The sequence below is a fragment of the Paractinoplanes bogorensis genome, assembly GCF_018829635.1.
GTDB lineage: Bacteria > Actinomycetota > Actinomycetes > Mycobacteriales > Micromonosporaceae > Actinoplanes > Actinoplanes bogorensis.
The window spans coordinates 755767-769720 of record NZ_JAHKKG010000003.1 but is presented as its reverse complement, the minus strand read 5'-3'; the positions used below and the strand labels follow the sequence as shown (position 1 = coordinate 769720).

Below are 13954 nucleotides of genomic sequence, written 5' to 3'. Positions count from 1 at the left end.
GGTCGAGCAACGTGTAAGGACTCCGCATGACCGTCACCAGCCTGGTCACCGCCGTCGCCGTGGGCGCCGCCCTGGGCGTCGCCGGCTGGACGGCCCGGCGCGGGGTGCCGTTCTGGCTGCCACCCGCGGCGGGGGTCGGAGCGGCCGTGTTCGCCACCGTGATCACCCGGATCGTGGCCGACCTGCGCTCGGGCTTCAGCGTCACCGAACTGGTCCTGCAGGTGTTCTTCGCCGGGGCTGCGGTGACCGCCGTCGTGGCCACCGCCGACCGCCGTACCCCGGCCGCGTCCCACAGCTCGCCGGCTGCGTCCCACAACTCGCCGGCCGCGTCCCACAAGGAGGTCCGATGACTGCCGTGCACCAGGACGTCGCCGTCGTCACCCCGTCGGCCGATCTCGACGCCGACGCGGTCGAGACGATGCGGGAGTCGCTCACCGTGGCCGTCCGGGACCATCGGCACGTCATCGTCGACCTGCACGCGGCCCCGACGATCGACTCGGCCGGGCTCAGTCTGCTGGTGCGGGCCCTCAACGAGGCCAAGGCGCACGGGGGAACCCTCACCCTGGCCGCTCCTTCGCGGTACGTGGTGACGGTGCTGCACACGATGAAGCTGCACCCGGTGTTCCCGATGTATCCGGACCTGGACGCCGCCCTGGCCGGCTACTCGCTCTCGGCCTGAGGCAGCTCCATCCGGAATCGGGCGCCGCCGCCCGGCCGGTCCAGCAGCATCACCTTGCCGCCGTGCGCGGCCGCGTGCTCGGCCACGATGGCCAGCCCCAGGCCGGTGCCGTCGCCCCCGCCGCGGGAGTTCGCGGCCGGGCCACGGACGAACCGGTCGAAGATCGTCGGACGCGACTCGGCCGGCACGCCCGGACCGGCGTCGTCGACCTCGAGGAACTCCGGCCCGATCCGGACCGCCACCGGGCCCCCGCCGTAGCGGACCGCGTTGTCGAGCAGGTTGCCGAGCGCCTGCTCGACCCGGCGGCGGTCGATCGGCCAGTCCACCGGCGTGCCCGGCACCACCTCGACCAGGTCGACCGGAAGCCCCCGGTCGCGCAGGGCCCGCCCGGCCAGCAGGCCGATGTCCACCGGCTCGCGGTGCACCGGCTGGTCGCTGCGGGCCAGTTCGATCAGGTCGTCGACCAGCGCCTGGAAGCGGGCCACCTCGTCGGCGATCAGCCCGATGGCGGCCGCCGACCGCTCGTCGAGCTTGTCCTTGCGGCGGTTGAGCACGCTCACCGCGGCCGACAGCGTCTGCAGCGGCGAGCGCAACTCGTGGCTGACGTCGGCGGCGAACCGGCGGTCGCGTTGCAGCCGGCGGGACAGTTCGTCGGCCATGTGGTTGAACGACTCGGTGAGCCGGGCCAGCTCGGGTTCCGCGTCCGGGTCGAGGCGGGTGTCGAGGTCGCCCTCGGCGATACCGCTGGCCGCGTCGGCCACCGCCGCCAGGGGACGCAGGGCGTGCCGGGTGACGTACCAGCCGACCGCCGCTCCCCCGGCCGCCACCATGATCGCGACGGCGGTCAGCACCAGCGCCAGCAGCTGCAACGTGCGTTCCAGCTCGCCCAGCGAGACGATCTCGTAGAACACCGCCTCGCCCTGCACCGGGACGGCCACGACCAGGGCGGCCTCGCTGTCGCGGCGGATCCGCTGGGCGCCGGCCTGACCGGTCGCGGCCATCTGCTGCAACGCGTCGGGCACGGCCGAGCCGGCCGAGGCGTCGGCGCTGCGCGAGTACCACTGGCCCTGCCGGTAGAGCAGCACGTAGCGGTCGGCGCCGATGTCGAGGGCCTGCAGCAGCTCGCCCACCTCGGGGTCGCTGCCGGCCAGCCCGGCGTTGACCACCGTGGCGTCGAAGTAGGTGGCCCGGACGGCCGCGCGCTCCCGCTCCCGGAACAGCGTGTTGCTGATCAGCTCGTACGACACGAACGTCACACCGGCCGACAGGGCCAGCGCGCCGATCGCGAACGCCGCGCTGACCCGGGTGCGCAGCCCGGCCCGTCTCACGGCTGCAGCTTGTAGCCCAGACCGCGCACGGTCACCAGGTGCCGGGGGCGTCCGGTGTTGTCCTCGATCTTGTGGCGGAGCCGGCCCACGTGCACGTCGACCAGCCGCTCGTCGCCGATCTCGTACTCCCAGACGCGGCTCAGCAACTGCTGCCGCGAGAGCACCTGGCCGGGGTGCTCGGCCAGCTCGCACAGCAGCCGGAACTCGGTGCGGGTGACCGCGACCGGGTCGCCGTGCAGGCGTACCTCACCCGCCTCGGGCCGGATCTCGAGGTCGCCGAAGGTCAGCACGGTCATGGCCGGGGTGGCCGCCGCAGTGGCCGCGCGTCCCCGCCGGCGCATCGCCCGCAGCCGCGCGGCCAGCTCCTTCACCGCCACCGGTTTGATCACGTAGTCGTCGGCGCCCGCTTCCAGCCCGGCCACGATGTCGTGGGTGTCGTCGCGGGCGCTGACCACGATGACCGGCACGTCGTCGGTGCGGCGCAGCTGCCGGATGCACTCGAAGCCGTCCATGCCGGGCAGCATGAGATCGACCAGCACGGCGTCGGCGGGCTGCCGGCGCTGCATCTCGAGCCCCTCCTCGGCCGTGGCCACGGCATGGGTCTCGTACCCCTCGTCCTCCAGGGCCATCGCCAGGGACAGGCGGATCCGGTCGTCGTCCTCGATCAGCAGCACGGCGCTCATACCCGCATGATGCCGCGCCGGACCGCCCGCGACACGGCTGTGCAGCAAAACCCGGGTTTCGTCACGCAACCGTCATATCCCCGGGCAGAGTTCGCCATCGGCCGCCACAAGCATGTGAACCGGGAAACGAACCCTCCCCACAGGGTCCGCGCCCGGCCTGCCGGTTCGGCGGGCGGGGCGCGGGTCTGGAGCGGGAGCGCGCAGGCCGCCGCCCAGACCGGCGGGGACGCTGGAGAGACCCTCGGCCGCCATCGAAGGCCTCTCCGGCACCGCATCAGGCCAGGTTCCGCCGGGCCGAGGGCTGCCGGCGTGGCCTGCTTGGATAGGGGCATGGACCTCTTCTCCGCCCTCACCGGCGTGGCCCGGATCGGGCTCGGACTGGCCGCGGTGGGCCGCCCCGGCTACATCAACCTCGGGCGTGACACCGACCTGCCCGCCGACCGGACGGTCGAGGCGATGCGGGAGCGGGCGCACACGCTGCTCGACGACGCGTGGGCGGCCGGCGTGCGGTATTTCGACGTGGCGAGGTCGTACGGACGGGCCGAGGAGTTCCTGGCGTCCTGGCTGCCCGGCCACGACGGCGCGATCGCCGGCAGCAAGTGGGGCTACACCTACACCGCCGACTGGCGCGTCACCGCGGAGAAGCACGAGGTCAAGGACCACGGCGTGGCGACCTTCGACCGGCAGATCGGCGAGACCCGGGCCCTGCTCGGCGACCGGCTGGCGCTCTATCAGATCCACTCGGTCACCCCGGACAGCCCGGCGCTCACCGACCGCGAGCTGCACCGGCGTCTGGCCGGGCAGGGCGCGGTGGTCGGCTTCTCGACCAGCGGACCACGCCAGGCCGACGCGATCCGGGCCGCGCTCGAGGTCGAGGTCGACGGCCGCCGGTTGTTCCGCTGCGTGCAGGCCACCTGGAACCTGCTCGAGACGAGCGCCGGGCCGGCCCTGGCCGAGGCGCGGGCGGCGGGTTGCGAGGTGATCGTCAAGGAGGGCATGGCCAACGGCCGGCTGGCCGGCCGCGACGCCGAAGCCCTCGCGGCCGCGCTGCAGCAGCCGTGGTCGCCGATCGTGCTGAGCGGAGCGGCGGCCGAGGCTCAGCTCGCTTCGAACCTGCGGGCCGCCTCGCTGGCCCTCACCGCCGACGAGCTCGATCGGCTGACCGCCGCGCCCGAGCCGCCCGAGCAGTACTGGCAGACCCGCGCGAGCCTCGCCTGGAGCTGAGGCCTGGTCTCAGTAGGGGCCGGACTGCTCGACCAGCGCGCGGAAGCGCTCGGCGGCCGGGGTCAGCGTGCGGTCGGCGCGCCAGGTCAGCCCGACCACCCGCTCGGCGTCGGTGCCGGAAAGGGGGATCCCGATCGTGCCGGTGGCCCCGGCGAAGTGGGCGGGCACCACGGCCACGCCGAGACCGGCACCGACCAGGCCCTCGATGGTGGCCAGGTCGCCGATCTCGAGCACGATCCGCGGGGTCACCCCGGCCGCGGCGAACAGGTCGTCGACCTGGGCCCGGAAGCCGAACCCGGGCGGGATGGTGACGAAGTCGTCGGCGGCCACGTCGGCCAGGCGCGCGCGACGGCGGCGGGCCAGGCGGTGGCCGGGCGGGACGATCAGGGCCAGGGTCTGCCGTTGCAGGGCCAGCCACCCGTACGGGCCGGGGCTGGGCGTGGTCAGGGCCAGCTCGGCGTCCCCGGAGGCGAGGTCGCGCAGGATCTCGTGGTTCGGCTCCTGGTGCAGTTCGATGCGCAGGTGTGGCGCCTGGACGCGTACGGAGTGAAGGATCTTGGGAACCAGGGACGTCGCCATCGAATCGAGGAAGGCCAGGCGGACCGTGCCCGAGTCGGGATCGAGCCGCCCGGCCAGGTCACGGCGCAGGCGGTCGTGCCGGTCGACGATGTCGCGGGCGGCCTCCAGGGTCAGCGTGCCGAGCGGATTGGGGTGCACGCCCTTGGCGTCCCGCTCGAACAGGCGGGCGCCGAGTTCGGCCTCGACCCGGCTCAGCAGCCGCGACAGCGTGGGCTGGGTGGTCCCGAGCGCGGCCGCGGCCTCGGTGACGTGTTCGTGGTCACCCAGGGCGGTCAGCGCGCGAAGGTCCTCGATCTGCACGACGCTCATCATACGTACGGCGTATGGGATTCATGAGATGCATGCATTGGACGTATTGATGCGCCGGGCGTAACAGTGTGCGCATGGAGACCCGACATCGCCGCGTCTGCTGGGCCCTCTTCGCGGCCGGCGTGGCCACGTTCGCCGCGCTCTACAGCACCCAGGCGCTGCTGCCGCTGCTGGCGACCGAGTTCGGCGTCACGCCGGGGCAGAGCTCGTGGTCGCTGTCGATGGCGACGATCGGCCTCGGAGCGACGCTGCTGGTCACCGGGCCGCTGTCCGAGCGGTTCGGCCGCACCCGGCTGATCCACCTCTCCGTCACGCTGTCGGCACTGATCGGGCTGGCCTGCGCGATCGCGCCCGGGTGGCATGCGCTGCTCGTCCTGCGACTGTTGCAGGGCATCGCGCTGGCCGGGCTGCCCGCGGTCGCCACCGCCTATCTGCGTGAGGAACTGCCCGCCTCGATCACGGGCCGGGTCACCGGGCTCTACATCGGCGGGAACGCGCTCGGCGGCATGGCGGGGCGTCTGCTGACCGGGGCGGTCTCCGAGGCGTACGGGTGGAGGGTCGCCCTGGCCGCAGTCGGCCTGCTCGGGCTGGTCTGTGCCCTGGTGGTCGCCGTGTTGCTCCCCCGTTCGCGGAACTTCACGCCGCGCCCGGCCTCCTTCGGGTCGCTGAAAGCCCTCAAGGATCCGGCGCTGCTGAGCCTGTACGGCATCGGCGCGTGCGCGATGGGCGCGTTCGTGGCCGTCTCCAACGCGATGGGATTCCGTCTGACCACCGAGTTCGGTCTCGGCGTGGGCGCGGCCGGGGCGGTGTTCCTGGTCTATCCGGTCGGGTCGGTGAGCTCGACGTTGTCCGGACGGCTGGCCGATCGGTTCGGGCGGCGGGCGGTGATGCCGTTCGGATGCCTGGTGACCGCGGCCGGCCTGCTGATGACGCTGGCCGGGTATCTGCCGGTGGTGGTGGCCGGGCTGGCCGTGATGACCGCCGGGTTCTTCTGCGTGCACGGGGTGGCCAGCGGCTGGGTGCCGGTCCGGGCCCACGCCGGGGACGTGCCGCCGGCCCAGGCCGCCTCGTTCTACCTGTTCGCCTACTACGCCGGGTCGTCGATCTTCGGCAGCCTGGCCGGGACCGCCTGGTCGCTGGGTGCGTGGCCCGCGGTTGTCGCATTGGCCTCGGTCTTCGTCGGCCTCACGGGCGTTCTTTCCGTACGCCTCCGGGCCGTCCCCGCCCTCGTTATATCCGGACGCTAGTCGTCCGGTTTCGGGTCTACCGTGCCTCTCCATGGACATGCTGATGCTCGAACAGGTGACCAAAGCCGGACTGGCCGACTGGCGCAAGATGGGTCAGGGGCTGCACGCGCGCTACCGGACCGGAGACTTCCAGGCCGGCGTACGTTTCCTGGCCGCGCTGGGCGACGTGCCCACTGACCACGTGCGGGCCACCATCGGCGACAACTGGATCGACCTCAAGCTGATCAGCCAGGACGCGGTCCACCAGGACCAGGCTGTCGAATGGGTGACGCAGACGGACGTCGACCTCGCGCACCGGATCACCGGTGTCGCGGCCTCACTGGGACTCGTCGCCGACCCGGCCTCGATCACCGTCCTCGAGCTGGCTCTGGACACCGCCCGGGCCAAGGAGATCGCCCCGATGTGGGCCGCCCTGCTGACCGGCAGCACCGAGGCACAGGGCCGGGGCACGATCGGCGACGACGTCCGCGACCTCACCGCCCGGGTGCCGATCCTCTGGTTCCAGGAGACCGACCAGCACGACACCCCGCGGCAGCGCTTCCACCTCGACGTCTGGGTGGCGCCCGAAGAGCGCGAGGCGCGGATCGCCGCCGCCGTCGCGGCCGGGGGCGTGATCGTCGACGACAGCCAGGCCCCGGGGTTCGTCGTGCTGGCCGACGCCGACGGCAACAAGGCCTGCGTCTGCATCGCCACGTACTAGGGCGCGTCTGGCGGATCACGCGGGTCTGCGGCGCGGTCCAGGTGGTGGCTGACGTCGGCCGCAGGGCGGTCGCATCCCGGTGTTGGATTCGACCGCCCTGCGGCTGCCGTCAGGCGCCGCCTGGGCCCCGGCGCAGGCCCTCGTGATCCGCCAGACGCGCCCTAGCGCATCGACGGCGCGCCGATGACCGCGAGCAACTGCAGTTTCTCGTACGTCTCGGTGCCGGGAACGGCCGTGTAGACGAGCAGCATCTGCGACTGCATCGGATCGAGCAGGGTCTGGCAGTTCAGCTCGAGCAGGCCCAGCTCGGGGTGCACGAACCGCTTCACCTCGCGCGGGCGCAGGCCGACCTCGTGCTGGTCCCACAGCGTGCGGAACTCCTCGCTGCGTTCGAGCAGCATCTCGGCCAGCTGCGCGGGCCGGGAACCGGGGCCGCGCCGGGTGACGATCTCGCGGGCGTGCGAGGCGAACAGCCGGGACTGGAAGCTGTGCTCCTCGGGGGCGTACAGCTGCCTGGCCGCCGGGTCGGTGAACCAGCGATAGGCGAAACACCGCTCGGGCCAGGAGAAATGCGTGGTGTCGCCGGTCAGGGCCCGGCCCAGCGGCGTCTGCCGGAGCGTCTCGCCGAGCTCGGTGACCACCTCGGCCGGGGTGTCACTGAGCCGGTCGAGCACCCGGAGCATGCCGGGACTGATGTGCTCGCTGTCGGCGCCCCGCATCGGCGGCTGGTGGCCGGCCAGCCGGTAGAGGTGGTCGCGCTCGTCGAGCGACAGGTGCAGGCCCTGGGCGATCGAGGCGATCATCTGGGTCGACGGCTGCGGTCCGCGTTCCCGTTCCAGGCGCGAGTAGTAGTCGGTCGACATGTGGCAGAGCGACGCCACCTCCTCGCGCCGCAGCCCGTTGATGCGGCGGCGCTGCCCGCGGATCAGGCCGACGTCCTCGGGCTGCAACGACTCCCGCCGCCGGCGCAGGAACTCGGCCAGCCCGATCCGATCGATCACCATGTCCTCGTTTCTACCGCCCCCGGTGCGCCGTATCCACGGCCTGGCGATCCGTGGATACGGAAGCCGTGGTTCGCCCCGGCCGCAGGGCTCACGCTGGGGTCATGCCACGCACATTCGACATCACCGTGCCCGACCTGTCCGGCCGGCGCGCCATCGTCACCGGGGCCAGCGACGGCGTCGGTCTCCGGCTGGCCATGCGTCTCGCCGGGGCCGGAGCGGAAGTGCTTCTTCCCGTACGGAATCAGCGCAAGGGCCAGGAGGCGCTCGCGCGGATCCGGCGGAAGACCCCGTACGCGAACGTGTCGCTGCGCTCGCTCGACCTGTCGTCGCTGGAATCCGTGTCGGCCCTGGGCGAGACGCTGCGGGCCGAGAACGAACCGATCCACCTGCTGGTCAACAACGCCGGGGTGATGACCCCGCCCGAGCGGCAGACCACCGCCGACGGGTTCGAGCTGCAGTTCGGCACCAACCACCTGGGTCACTTCGCCCTGGTGGCGCACCTGCTGCCCCTGCTCAAGGCCGGGCGGGCCCGGGTCACCTCGCAGCTGAGCATCGCCGCCAACCAGTACGCCATCAACTGGGACGACCTGAACTGGGAGCGCTCGTACAGCGGGGGGCGCGCCTACAGTCAGTCCAAGATCGCGTTCGGTCTCTTCGGGCTCGAACTCGACCGCCGCAGCCGGGCCGGCAACTGGGGCATCACCAGCAACCTCAGCCACCCGGGCATCGCGCCGACCAGCCTCCTCGCGGCCCGCCCCGAGGTCGGCCGCGCGAGCGACACGATGGGCGTACGCATCATCCGGACCCTCTCGGCCCGCGGCGTCCTGGTCGGCACCGTCGAGTCGGCGGTGCTGCCGGCCCTGCTCGCCGCCACCACGCCGGACGCCGGCGGTCTCTTCTACGGCCCGAAGGGTCCCGGCCACCTCGGTGGGCCGCCCGCCGAGCAGAAGCTCTACTCGCGCCTGCGCAGCGCCGAGGAGGCGGCCCGCGTCTGGCAGGTCTCCGAGGAACTGACGAAGACCGGCTTCGCGTGACATCCGGCACGGGTCCGGGCGGGTACCGGCGCCTACCGTCACTGGCATGGACGCGACAGACAAGCCGGGTTTCACCGGCCGTGACGGGGCCGCCTGGTACTTCAGCCTGCTCGGCGGCATCAAGCGCCGCGGAGCCTGGCGGCTGCCACGGGACATGCGGATGGTCGGTGTCCTGGGCGGCCTGAACCTCGACCTGACCGAGGCCACGATCCCGCCCGACCCGATCATCACCAAGGTGTCCCCGATCGGCGGCGTCTCCCTGCGCGTCCCGGACGGTGTCTCGGTCGAGGTCGAGGGTCTGCGGCTGTTCGGCGGCGTCCGCACCGAGGCCGTTCGCTCGGCCGGCGCGGCGGTCACGCTCCGGGTCCGCGAGTACAGCCTGGCCGGCGGAGTGCACGTCCGCCGAGGTTGAGCCGGCCGGTTGTCGATCGGCGGCCCGGCCCGCTCGTCGTAGGGTGAAGGCCCCGGTCAGAGGGGCCCGCACCCGAGGGGTTGGCGACATGGCGAAGTACATGATCCTCATCTACGGCGACGCCCAGCAGTGGGACGCGATGACCGCCGAGCAGTGGAAGGCGCACGACGCCGGGCACGCGGCCTTCTGGGCCGAGGCCGGATCCCGGGTCCTCGACGGCCGGCAGCTCGAGAACGCCCCGACGGCCACCTCGTTGCGGGCGGACGCCGTGGGCCAGATCCACACCACGGACGGGCCGTTCCTCGAGACCAAGGAGGGGCTCGGCGGCTACTACCTGCTCGAAGCGGCCGACCTGGACGAGGTGCTGGCCCTGGCCCGGCTGCTGCCCGAGCTGAACTACACGCACAGCGGCATCGAGATCCGCCCGGTCGTCGACCGCGGGTGAAAGGTACCGCGGAGGACGTCGTCGCGGCGGTGGCCGAGGCCCATCGCCGCGACTGGGCTCAGGTGCTCAGCACCACCGCGCAGCTGACGCGGGATCTCGATCTGGCCGAGGAGTGCGCCCAGGAGGCGTACGCGCAAGCCCTTGTCTCTTGGGTGGAGAGCGGCATCCCGGAGCGGCCCGGAGCCTGGCTCACCACCATCGCCCGCAACCGGGCCCGGGACGTGCTGCGCCGAGAGTCGGTGTTCCGCCGCAAGATGCCGCTGCTGGTCGCCGACGAGGCGGCGCCCGGCCCCGAGGACGCGCTGAACGACGACCGGCTCCGGCTGATCTTCACCTGCAGCCACCCCGCGCTGTCGGCCGAGGCGCAGGTGGCACTGACCCTGCGGCTGGTCTGCGGACTGTCCACGCCCGAGGTGGCCCGGGCCTTCCTGGTCACGCCGGCCACGATGGCGGCCCGGATCACGCGGGCCAAGAAGAAGATCGCCGCGGCCCGGATCCCGTACCGGGTGCCGGGCCCGGATCAGCTCGGGGAACGGGTCAGCGCCGTACTCGAGGTGGTCCATCTGATCTTCACGACCGGGCACACCGCCCCGATCGGCGACGATCTGGTACGCCGCGACCTGACCGGCAGCGCGATCCGGCTGGCCCGGATGCTGCACCTGCTCATGCCGGCCGACGCCGAGATCATGGCGCTGCTGTCGCTGTTGCTGCTCAACGCGGCCCGCCAGGAGACCCGGCTGGCCGCCGACGGCCGCCTGCTGTTGCTGTCCGAGCAGGACCGCTCGCGGTGGGACCGGCCGCTCATCGCCGAGGGGCAGGCGTTGCTGACCGAGTCATTGCGGCGCCGGCCGCCCACCCGGTATGCGTTGCAGGCCGCGATCGCCGCACTGCACGCCGAGGCGCCGTCGTGGGAGGAGACCGACTGGGCCGAGATCGTGAGCGTCTACGACGTCCTGCTCCGGCAGTGGCCCTCCCCCGTGGTCTCGCTCAACCGGGCGGTCGCGGTCGGGCTGCGGGACGGGCCGGAAGCCGGGCTCGACGCTCTGGCGCCGCTGCTGGCCGAGCCCGGCCTGGCCACGTACGGATATCTCAGCGCCGCCCGGGCCGACTTCCTGCGCCGGCTCGGGCGGTGGCCGGAGGCTCGGACGGCGTACGAGGAAGCCCTGGCCCTCACCGACAATGCCGTCGAGCGCGCGTTCCTCCTCCAGCGGCTGGCCGAGGTGTCCGACTGATCACTCGGCCAGCAGCTCGAGGGTGTCGATGACCCGGTTCGAGAAGCCCCACTCGTTGTCGTACCAGGCGACCACCTTGATGTGCCGGCCGTCGACCCGGGTCAGGGCCGAGTCGAAGATGGACGAGGCCGGGTTGCCGACAATGTCGGACGACACCAGGGCGTCCTCGGAGTATTCGAGGATGCCGTGGAGTGCGCCGTCGGCCGCGGTCCGGTAGGCCTCGAGAACCTCGTCGCGGGTGACGTCGCGGGCGACGACCGTGTTGAGCTCGACGATCGAGCCGACCGGGACCGGGACGCGGATCGAGTCGCCCGAGAGCTTGCCCTCCAGGCGGGGCAGCACCAGCCCGATGGCCTTGGCGGCGCCGGTCGTGGTGGGCACGATGTTGACCGCGGCGGCCCGGGCCCGGCGCGGGTCGCGGTGCGGGCCGTCCTGCAGGTTCTGCTCCTGCGTGTAGGCGTGGACCGTGGTCATGAAGCCGTGGTCGATGCCGGCCAGGTCGTCCAGCACCTGAGCCAGTGGGGCGAGCGCGTTGGTCGTGCACGAGGCGTTCGAGACGATCGTGTGCGCGGCCGGGTCGTACGCGGAATTGTTGACGCCGAAGGCCAGCGTGACGTCGGCGCCGGCCGAGGGCGCGCCGACCAGCACCTTGCGGGCGCCGGCGGTCAGATGCGCGCGGGCCGCCTCGGCGCTGGTGAAGCGGCCGGTCGCCTCGAGCACCAGGTCGACGCCGAGCTCCGCCCAGGGCAGCGCAGCCGGGTCCCTCTCGGCCAGCACCTTGATCGTCCGCCCGTCGACGACCAGCGCGTCCGCGGTGGCCGTGACCGGCCGGCCCAGACGCCCCGAGGTGGTGTCGAAGGCGAGCAGCCGGGCCAGCGCGGCCGGTTCGGTCAGGTCGTTGACCGCCACGACCTCCAGCTTGCTGTCCCGCTCGAGCAGAGCGCGCAGCACGTTACGTCCGATGCGGCCGAATCCGTTGATGGCGATGCGAGTCATGCCTCAACTCTGCTTTTCGTCGTACGGACCGAACAGTGGCCGCCGCGCCACCGTTCGCAAGGATCACGCCACGAACGTACGGCGGTACTGGCTCGGGGTCGTGCCCAGGATCCGCTGGAAATGCAGGCGCAGGTTCGCTCCCGTGCCGAGGCCGGTGCGGGCCGCGATCTGCTCGATCGGGAGCTCGGACAACTCGAGAAGCTCGCGCGCCTGGTCGATGCGGGCGCGCATCACCCACTGCATCGGCGTGAAGCCGGTCTCCTCGGCGAAGCGGCGGGAAAACGTACGGGGCGAAACCGACGCGTGCCGGGCCAGGATCTCCAGCGTGAGCGGCTTGGCCAGCCGGTGCAGGGCCCACTCGCGGGTCGCCGCGAAACGCGAACCGAGCGGCTCGGGCACGCTGTGCGGCACATACTGGGCCTGGCCACCGCTGCGGTAGGGCGCCGCGACGAGCCGGCGGGCGGCGTGATTGGACGCGGCCACCCCGACGTCACCGCGCAGGATGTGCAGGCACAGGTCGATGCCCGACGCGGCGCCGGCCGAGGTCAGCACACTGCCCTCGTCGACGAACAGCACATTTTCGTCGACCTGCACCCGCGGATGCTTGAGGGCGAGCCGGCGGGTGTAGTGCCAGTGGGTGGTCGCCCGCTTGCCGTCGAGCAGACCGGTCGCGGCCAGCGCGAACGCACCGGTGGAGATCGCCGCGAGCCGGGTCTTCCGGGCCTGCGCGTCGCGCAGCGCCTCGACGACGGCGGCCGGCGGGTCCTCCCGATCGGGGAAACGGTAACCCGGGATGAACACGATGTCGGCCCACGCGAGCGCGTCCAGCCCGTCGGCCACGTGGTAGGACAGGCCGTCGCCGCCGGTGACCAGCCCCGGCGCCGGGCCGCACACCCTGACCTCGTACGGCATGCTCGCCCGGGTCGTGAAGACCTGGGCCGGGATGCCCACGTCGAGCGGCTTGGCCCCCTCGAGCACCAGGACGGCGACGCGGTGGAGGCGTTCGGTCGGCACGACACCAGGGTAGACGCGCGTCGTCTTTGGTCTTCTCCCTCGCTACCTTCGGCCGTTACGGGCATCCGGCTGGCTTCGCCAGGTTAGGGGCATGACAAGTGTTCTGGCCCTGCTGGCGCTCGCGCCGTGGACCGCAGAGTGCGTCTGGGGCGGCTTCCCGGTCACGGCCTGGCCCTTCGTGATCATCATCCTGGCCGGCCAGTACGGCGGCGCGGCCGTGCTGATCCGCGAAGTGGCCCGCCGCACCGGCGGCGGGTGGCCGGCGATCGTGCTGATGGCCGCCGCGTTCGGCTTCGTGCAGGCCGGCCTGGTCGACCAGTCCCTGTTCAACCCGTCGTTCCTCGACCGCACGTCGTTCGCCGCGGACGCTGCGGCCGCCCGCGACACCTGGATTCCGGGCCTGTCCTTCAGCGGGCAACAGGCTTTCGCGTACGTGGGTGGGCACATCGCGCTGAGCATCTGCGCCCCGATCGCCATCGTCGAATCCTGCACCACGTCGTCGGGCCCTTGGCTGGGCCGGCGGGGGCTGGCCGCGGTCGCGGTGTTCTACGTGCTGGGCAGCCTGCTCATCTTCCGCGACGTCTACGGCGACGAGCACTTCTTCGCCTCGCCGGTGCAGGTCGGCTTCACCCTGCTGGTGGTGCTCGCGCTGATCGGGCTGGCGCTGACCCGCCGAGCCCGGGTCACCGTGCCCTCCGACGCCCGGGTTCCCCATCCGGGGTTGGTCGCGCTGGTCGTGGCGGTGCCGCACGTGGTCAACGGGCTGGTGCCCGGGTGGGGCGGGGTGGCCCTGTCGGCGGGGGTGGTCGCGGTGGTCGTGGCCTTGATCGTGCGGTGGTCGCGGCGGGCCGGCTGGGGTCAGCGGCACGTGCTGGCCGCGTGGGGGTCCGGGCTGGTGGTGGCGGCCGCCTCGGCCTACGTCGTGCCGACCTACGAGGCCACGTCGGCCGAACTGGGCCTGATCTCCGACATCGCGATCAGCGTGGTCACGGTAGCGCTGCTCACCCTGGCGTGGCGCCGGCAGCGCGCGGCCCGGGCGCCGGTCGCGAGCTGACCTTCCGGCGGAGT

16 protein-coding genes are annotated in these 13954 nt (G+C 72.5%); 10 read left to right on the top strand and 6 right to left on the bottom strand.

What is annotated here, in order from left to right; genetic code table 11:
- The first annotated feature begins 26 nt into the window (after window positions 1-26).
- Window positions 27-350: a hypothetical protein gene (locus KOI35_RS11730; RefSeq protein ID WP_215786464.1), complete on the top strand. Its 324-nt coding sequence runs from the start codon at window positions 27-29 to the stop codon at window positions 348-350.
- Window positions 347-679, top strand: coding sequence for an STAS domain-containing protein (locus KOI35_RS11725; protein ID WP_215786462.1), 333 nt, complete (start codon window positions 347-349; stop codon window positions 677-679). Before KOI35_RS11730 ends, KOI35_RS11725 begins: the two co-directional genes overlap by 4 nt.
- Here the strand turns inward: KOI35_RS11725 and KOI35_RS11720 are convergent.
- A complete protein-coding gene (locus KOI35_RS11720) occupies window positions 661-2007 on the bottom strand; it encodes a sensor histidine kinase (protein ID WP_215786461.1) in 1347 nt (448 codons plus the stop codon). The genes KOI35_RS11725 and KOI35_RS11720 overlap by 19 nt on opposite strands.
- Window positions 2004-2690 (bottom strand): response regulator transcription factor, encoded by a 687-nt coding sequence (locus tag KOI35_RS11715; protein ID WP_215786459.1) that lies wholly within the window; start codon window positions 2688-2690, stop codon window positions 2004-2006. The genes KOI35_RS11720 and KOI35_RS11715 overlap by 4 nt, the downstream gene beginning before the upstream one ends.
- Window positions 2691-3020: 330 nt before the next feature.
- On the opposite strand from KOI35_RS11715, the gene KOI35_RS11710 reads away from it, so the two are divergent.
- Window positions 3021-3914, top strand: coding sequence for an aldo/keto reductase (locus KOI35_RS11710; RefSeq protein WP_215786456.1), 894 nt, complete (start codon window positions 3021-3023; stop codon window positions 3912-3914).
- A 9-nt stretch (window positions 3915-3923) separates the two neighbouring features.
- Here KOI35_RS11710 and KOI35_RS11705 read toward each other — a convergent pair whose 3' ends face one another.
- On the bottom strand, window positions 3924-4793 hold the full coding sequence (locus tag KOI35_RS11705) for a LysR family transcriptional regulator (protein WP_215786454.1): 870 nt from the start codon (window positions 4791-4793) through the stop codon (window positions 3924-3926).
- An 83-nt stretch (window positions 4794-4876) separates the two neighbouring features.
- Here KOI35_RS11705 and KOI35_RS11700 point away from each other — a divergent pair, with 83 nt between their 5' ends.
- Window positions 4877-6049, top strand: a complete 1173-nt coding sequence (locus tag KOI35_RS11700) for an MFS transporter (protein WP_215786452.1) — start codon at window positions 4877-4879, stop codon at window positions 6047-6049.
- A gap of 31 nt (window positions 6050-6080) precedes the next feature.
- A complete protein-coding gene (locus KOI35_RS11695; RefSeq protein ID WP_215786450.1) occupies window positions 6081-6749 on the top strand; it encodes a 4a-hydroxytetrahydrobiopterin dehydratase family protein in 669 nt (222 codons plus the stop codon).
- 161 nt (window positions 6750-6910) lie between these two features.
- Here KOI35_RS11695 and KOI35_RS11690 read toward each other — a convergent pair whose 3' ends face one another.
- Window positions 6911-7753: a helix-turn-helix transcriptional regulator gene (locus tag KOI35_RS11690; RefSeq protein WP_215786448.1), complete on the bottom strand. Its 843-nt coding sequence runs from the start codon at window positions 7751-7753 to the stop codon at window positions 6911-6913.
- A 101-nt stretch (window positions 7754-7854) separates the two neighbouring features.
- Between KOI35_RS11690 and KOI35_RS11685 the strand changes: the two genes are divergently transcribed.
- The 4 genes from KOI35_RS11685 to KOI35_RS11670 all read left to right on the top strand — a co-directional run bounded on the left by KOI35_RS11685 (window position 7855) and on the right by KOI35_RS11670 (window position 10876).
- The gene (locus tag KOI35_RS11685) at window positions 7855-8787 is read left to right on the top strand and encodes an SDR family oxidoreductase (RefSeq protein WP_215786447.1); all 933 of its coding nucleotides are present in this window, start codon (window positions 7855-7857) and stop codon (window positions 8785-8787) included.
- Between the two features lie 46 nt (window positions 8788-8833).
- Window positions 8834-9199 carry a LiaF domain-containing protein gene (locus KOI35_RS11680; protein WP_215786445.1) on the top strand — a complete coding sequence of 122 codons (366 nt, stop codon included), beginning with the start codon at window positions 8834-8836 and terminating at the stop codon, window positions 9197-9199.
- 88 nt (window positions 9200-9287) lie between these two features.
- Window positions 9288-9644 (top strand): YciI family protein, encoded by a 357-nt coding sequence (locus KOI35_RS11675; protein ID WP_215786443.1) that lies wholly within the window; start codon window positions 9288-9290, stop codon window positions 9642-9644.
- Window positions 9645-9706: 62 nt separating this feature from the next.
- Window positions 9707-10876, top strand: a complete 1170-nt coding sequence (locus KOI35_RS11670) for an RNA polymerase sigma factor (protein ID WP_215786581.1) — start codon at window positions 9707-9709, stop codon at window positions 10874-10876.
- On the opposite strand, the gene gap is transcribed toward KOI35_RS11670, so the two are convergent.
- On the bottom strand, window positions 10877-11872 hold the full coding sequence (gap, locus tag KOI35_RS11665; protein ID WP_215786442.1) for a type I glyceraldehyde-3-phosphate dehydrogenase: 996 nt from the start codon (window positions 11870-11872) through the stop codon (window positions 10877-10879).
- 63 nt (window positions 11873-11935) lie between these two features.
- The gene (locus tag KOI35_RS11660) at window positions 11936-12886 is read right to left on the bottom strand and encodes a GlxA family transcriptional regulator (RefSeq protein ID WP_215786440.1); all 951 of its coding nucleotides are present in this window, start codon (window positions 12884-12886) and stop codon (window positions 11936-11938) included.
- Between the two features lie 91 nt (window positions 12887-12977).
- Here KOI35_RS11660 and KOI35_RS11655 point away from each other — a divergent pair, with 91 nt between their 5' ends.
- A complete protein-coding gene (locus KOI35_RS11655) occupies window positions 12978-13940 on the top strand; it encodes a hypothetical protein (protein WP_215786438.1) in 963 nt (320 codons plus the stop codon).
- Window positions 13941-13954 lie beyond the last annotated feature (14 nt).

Excerpts from the sequence above, each read along its gene's own strand:
- KOI35_RS11730 (WP_215786464.1), top strand. The coding sequence starts at position 27 with ATGACCGTCACCAGCCTGGTCACCGCCGTCGCCGTGGGCGCCGCCCTG.
- KOI35_RS11725 (WP_215786462.1), top strand. The coding sequence starts at position 347 with ATGACTGCCGTGCACCAGGACGTCGCCGTCGTCACCCCGTCGGCCGAT.
- KOI35_RS11715 (WP_215786459.1), bottom strand. The coding sequence starts at position 2,690 with ATGAGCGCCGTGCTGCTGATCGAGGACGACGACCGGATCCGCCTGTCC.
- KOI35_RS11710 (WP_215786456.1), top strand. The coding sequence starts at position 3,021 with ATGGACCTCTTCTCCGCCCTCACCGGCGTGGCCCGGATCGGGCTCGGA.
- KOI35_RS11700 (WP_215786452.1), top strand. The coding sequence starts at position 4,877 with ATGGAGACCCGACATCGCCGCGTCTGCTGGGCCCTCTTCGCGGCCGGC.
- KOI35_RS11695 (WP_215786450.1), top strand. The coding sequence starts at position 6,081 with ATGGACATGCTGATGCTCGAACAGGTGACCAAAGCCGGACTGGCCGAC.
- KOI35_RS11690 (WP_215786448.1), bottom strand. The coding sequence starts at position 7,753 with ATGGTGATCGATCGGATCGGGCTGGCCGAGTTCCTGCGCCGGCGGCGG.
- KOI35_RS11685 (WP_215786447.1), top strand. The coding sequence starts at position 7,855 with ATGCCACGCACATTCGACATCACCGTGCCCGACCTGTCCGGCCGGCGC.
- KOI35_RS11680 (WP_215786445.1), top strand. The coding sequence starts at position 8,834 with ATGGACGCGACAGACAAGCCGGGTTTCACCGGCCGTGACGGGGCCGCC.
- KOI35_RS11675 (WP_215786443.1), top strand. The coding sequence starts at position 9,288 with ATGGCGAAGTACATGATCCTCATCTACGGCGACGCCCAGCAGTGGGAC.
- gap (WP_215786442.1), bottom strand. The coding sequence starts at position 11,872 with ATGACTCGCATCGCCATCAACGGATTCGGCCGCATCGGACGTAACGTG.
- KOI35_RS11655 (WP_215786438.1), top strand. The coding sequence starts at position 12,978 with ATGACAAGTGTTCTGGCCCTGCTGGCGCTCGCGCCGTGGACCGCAGAG.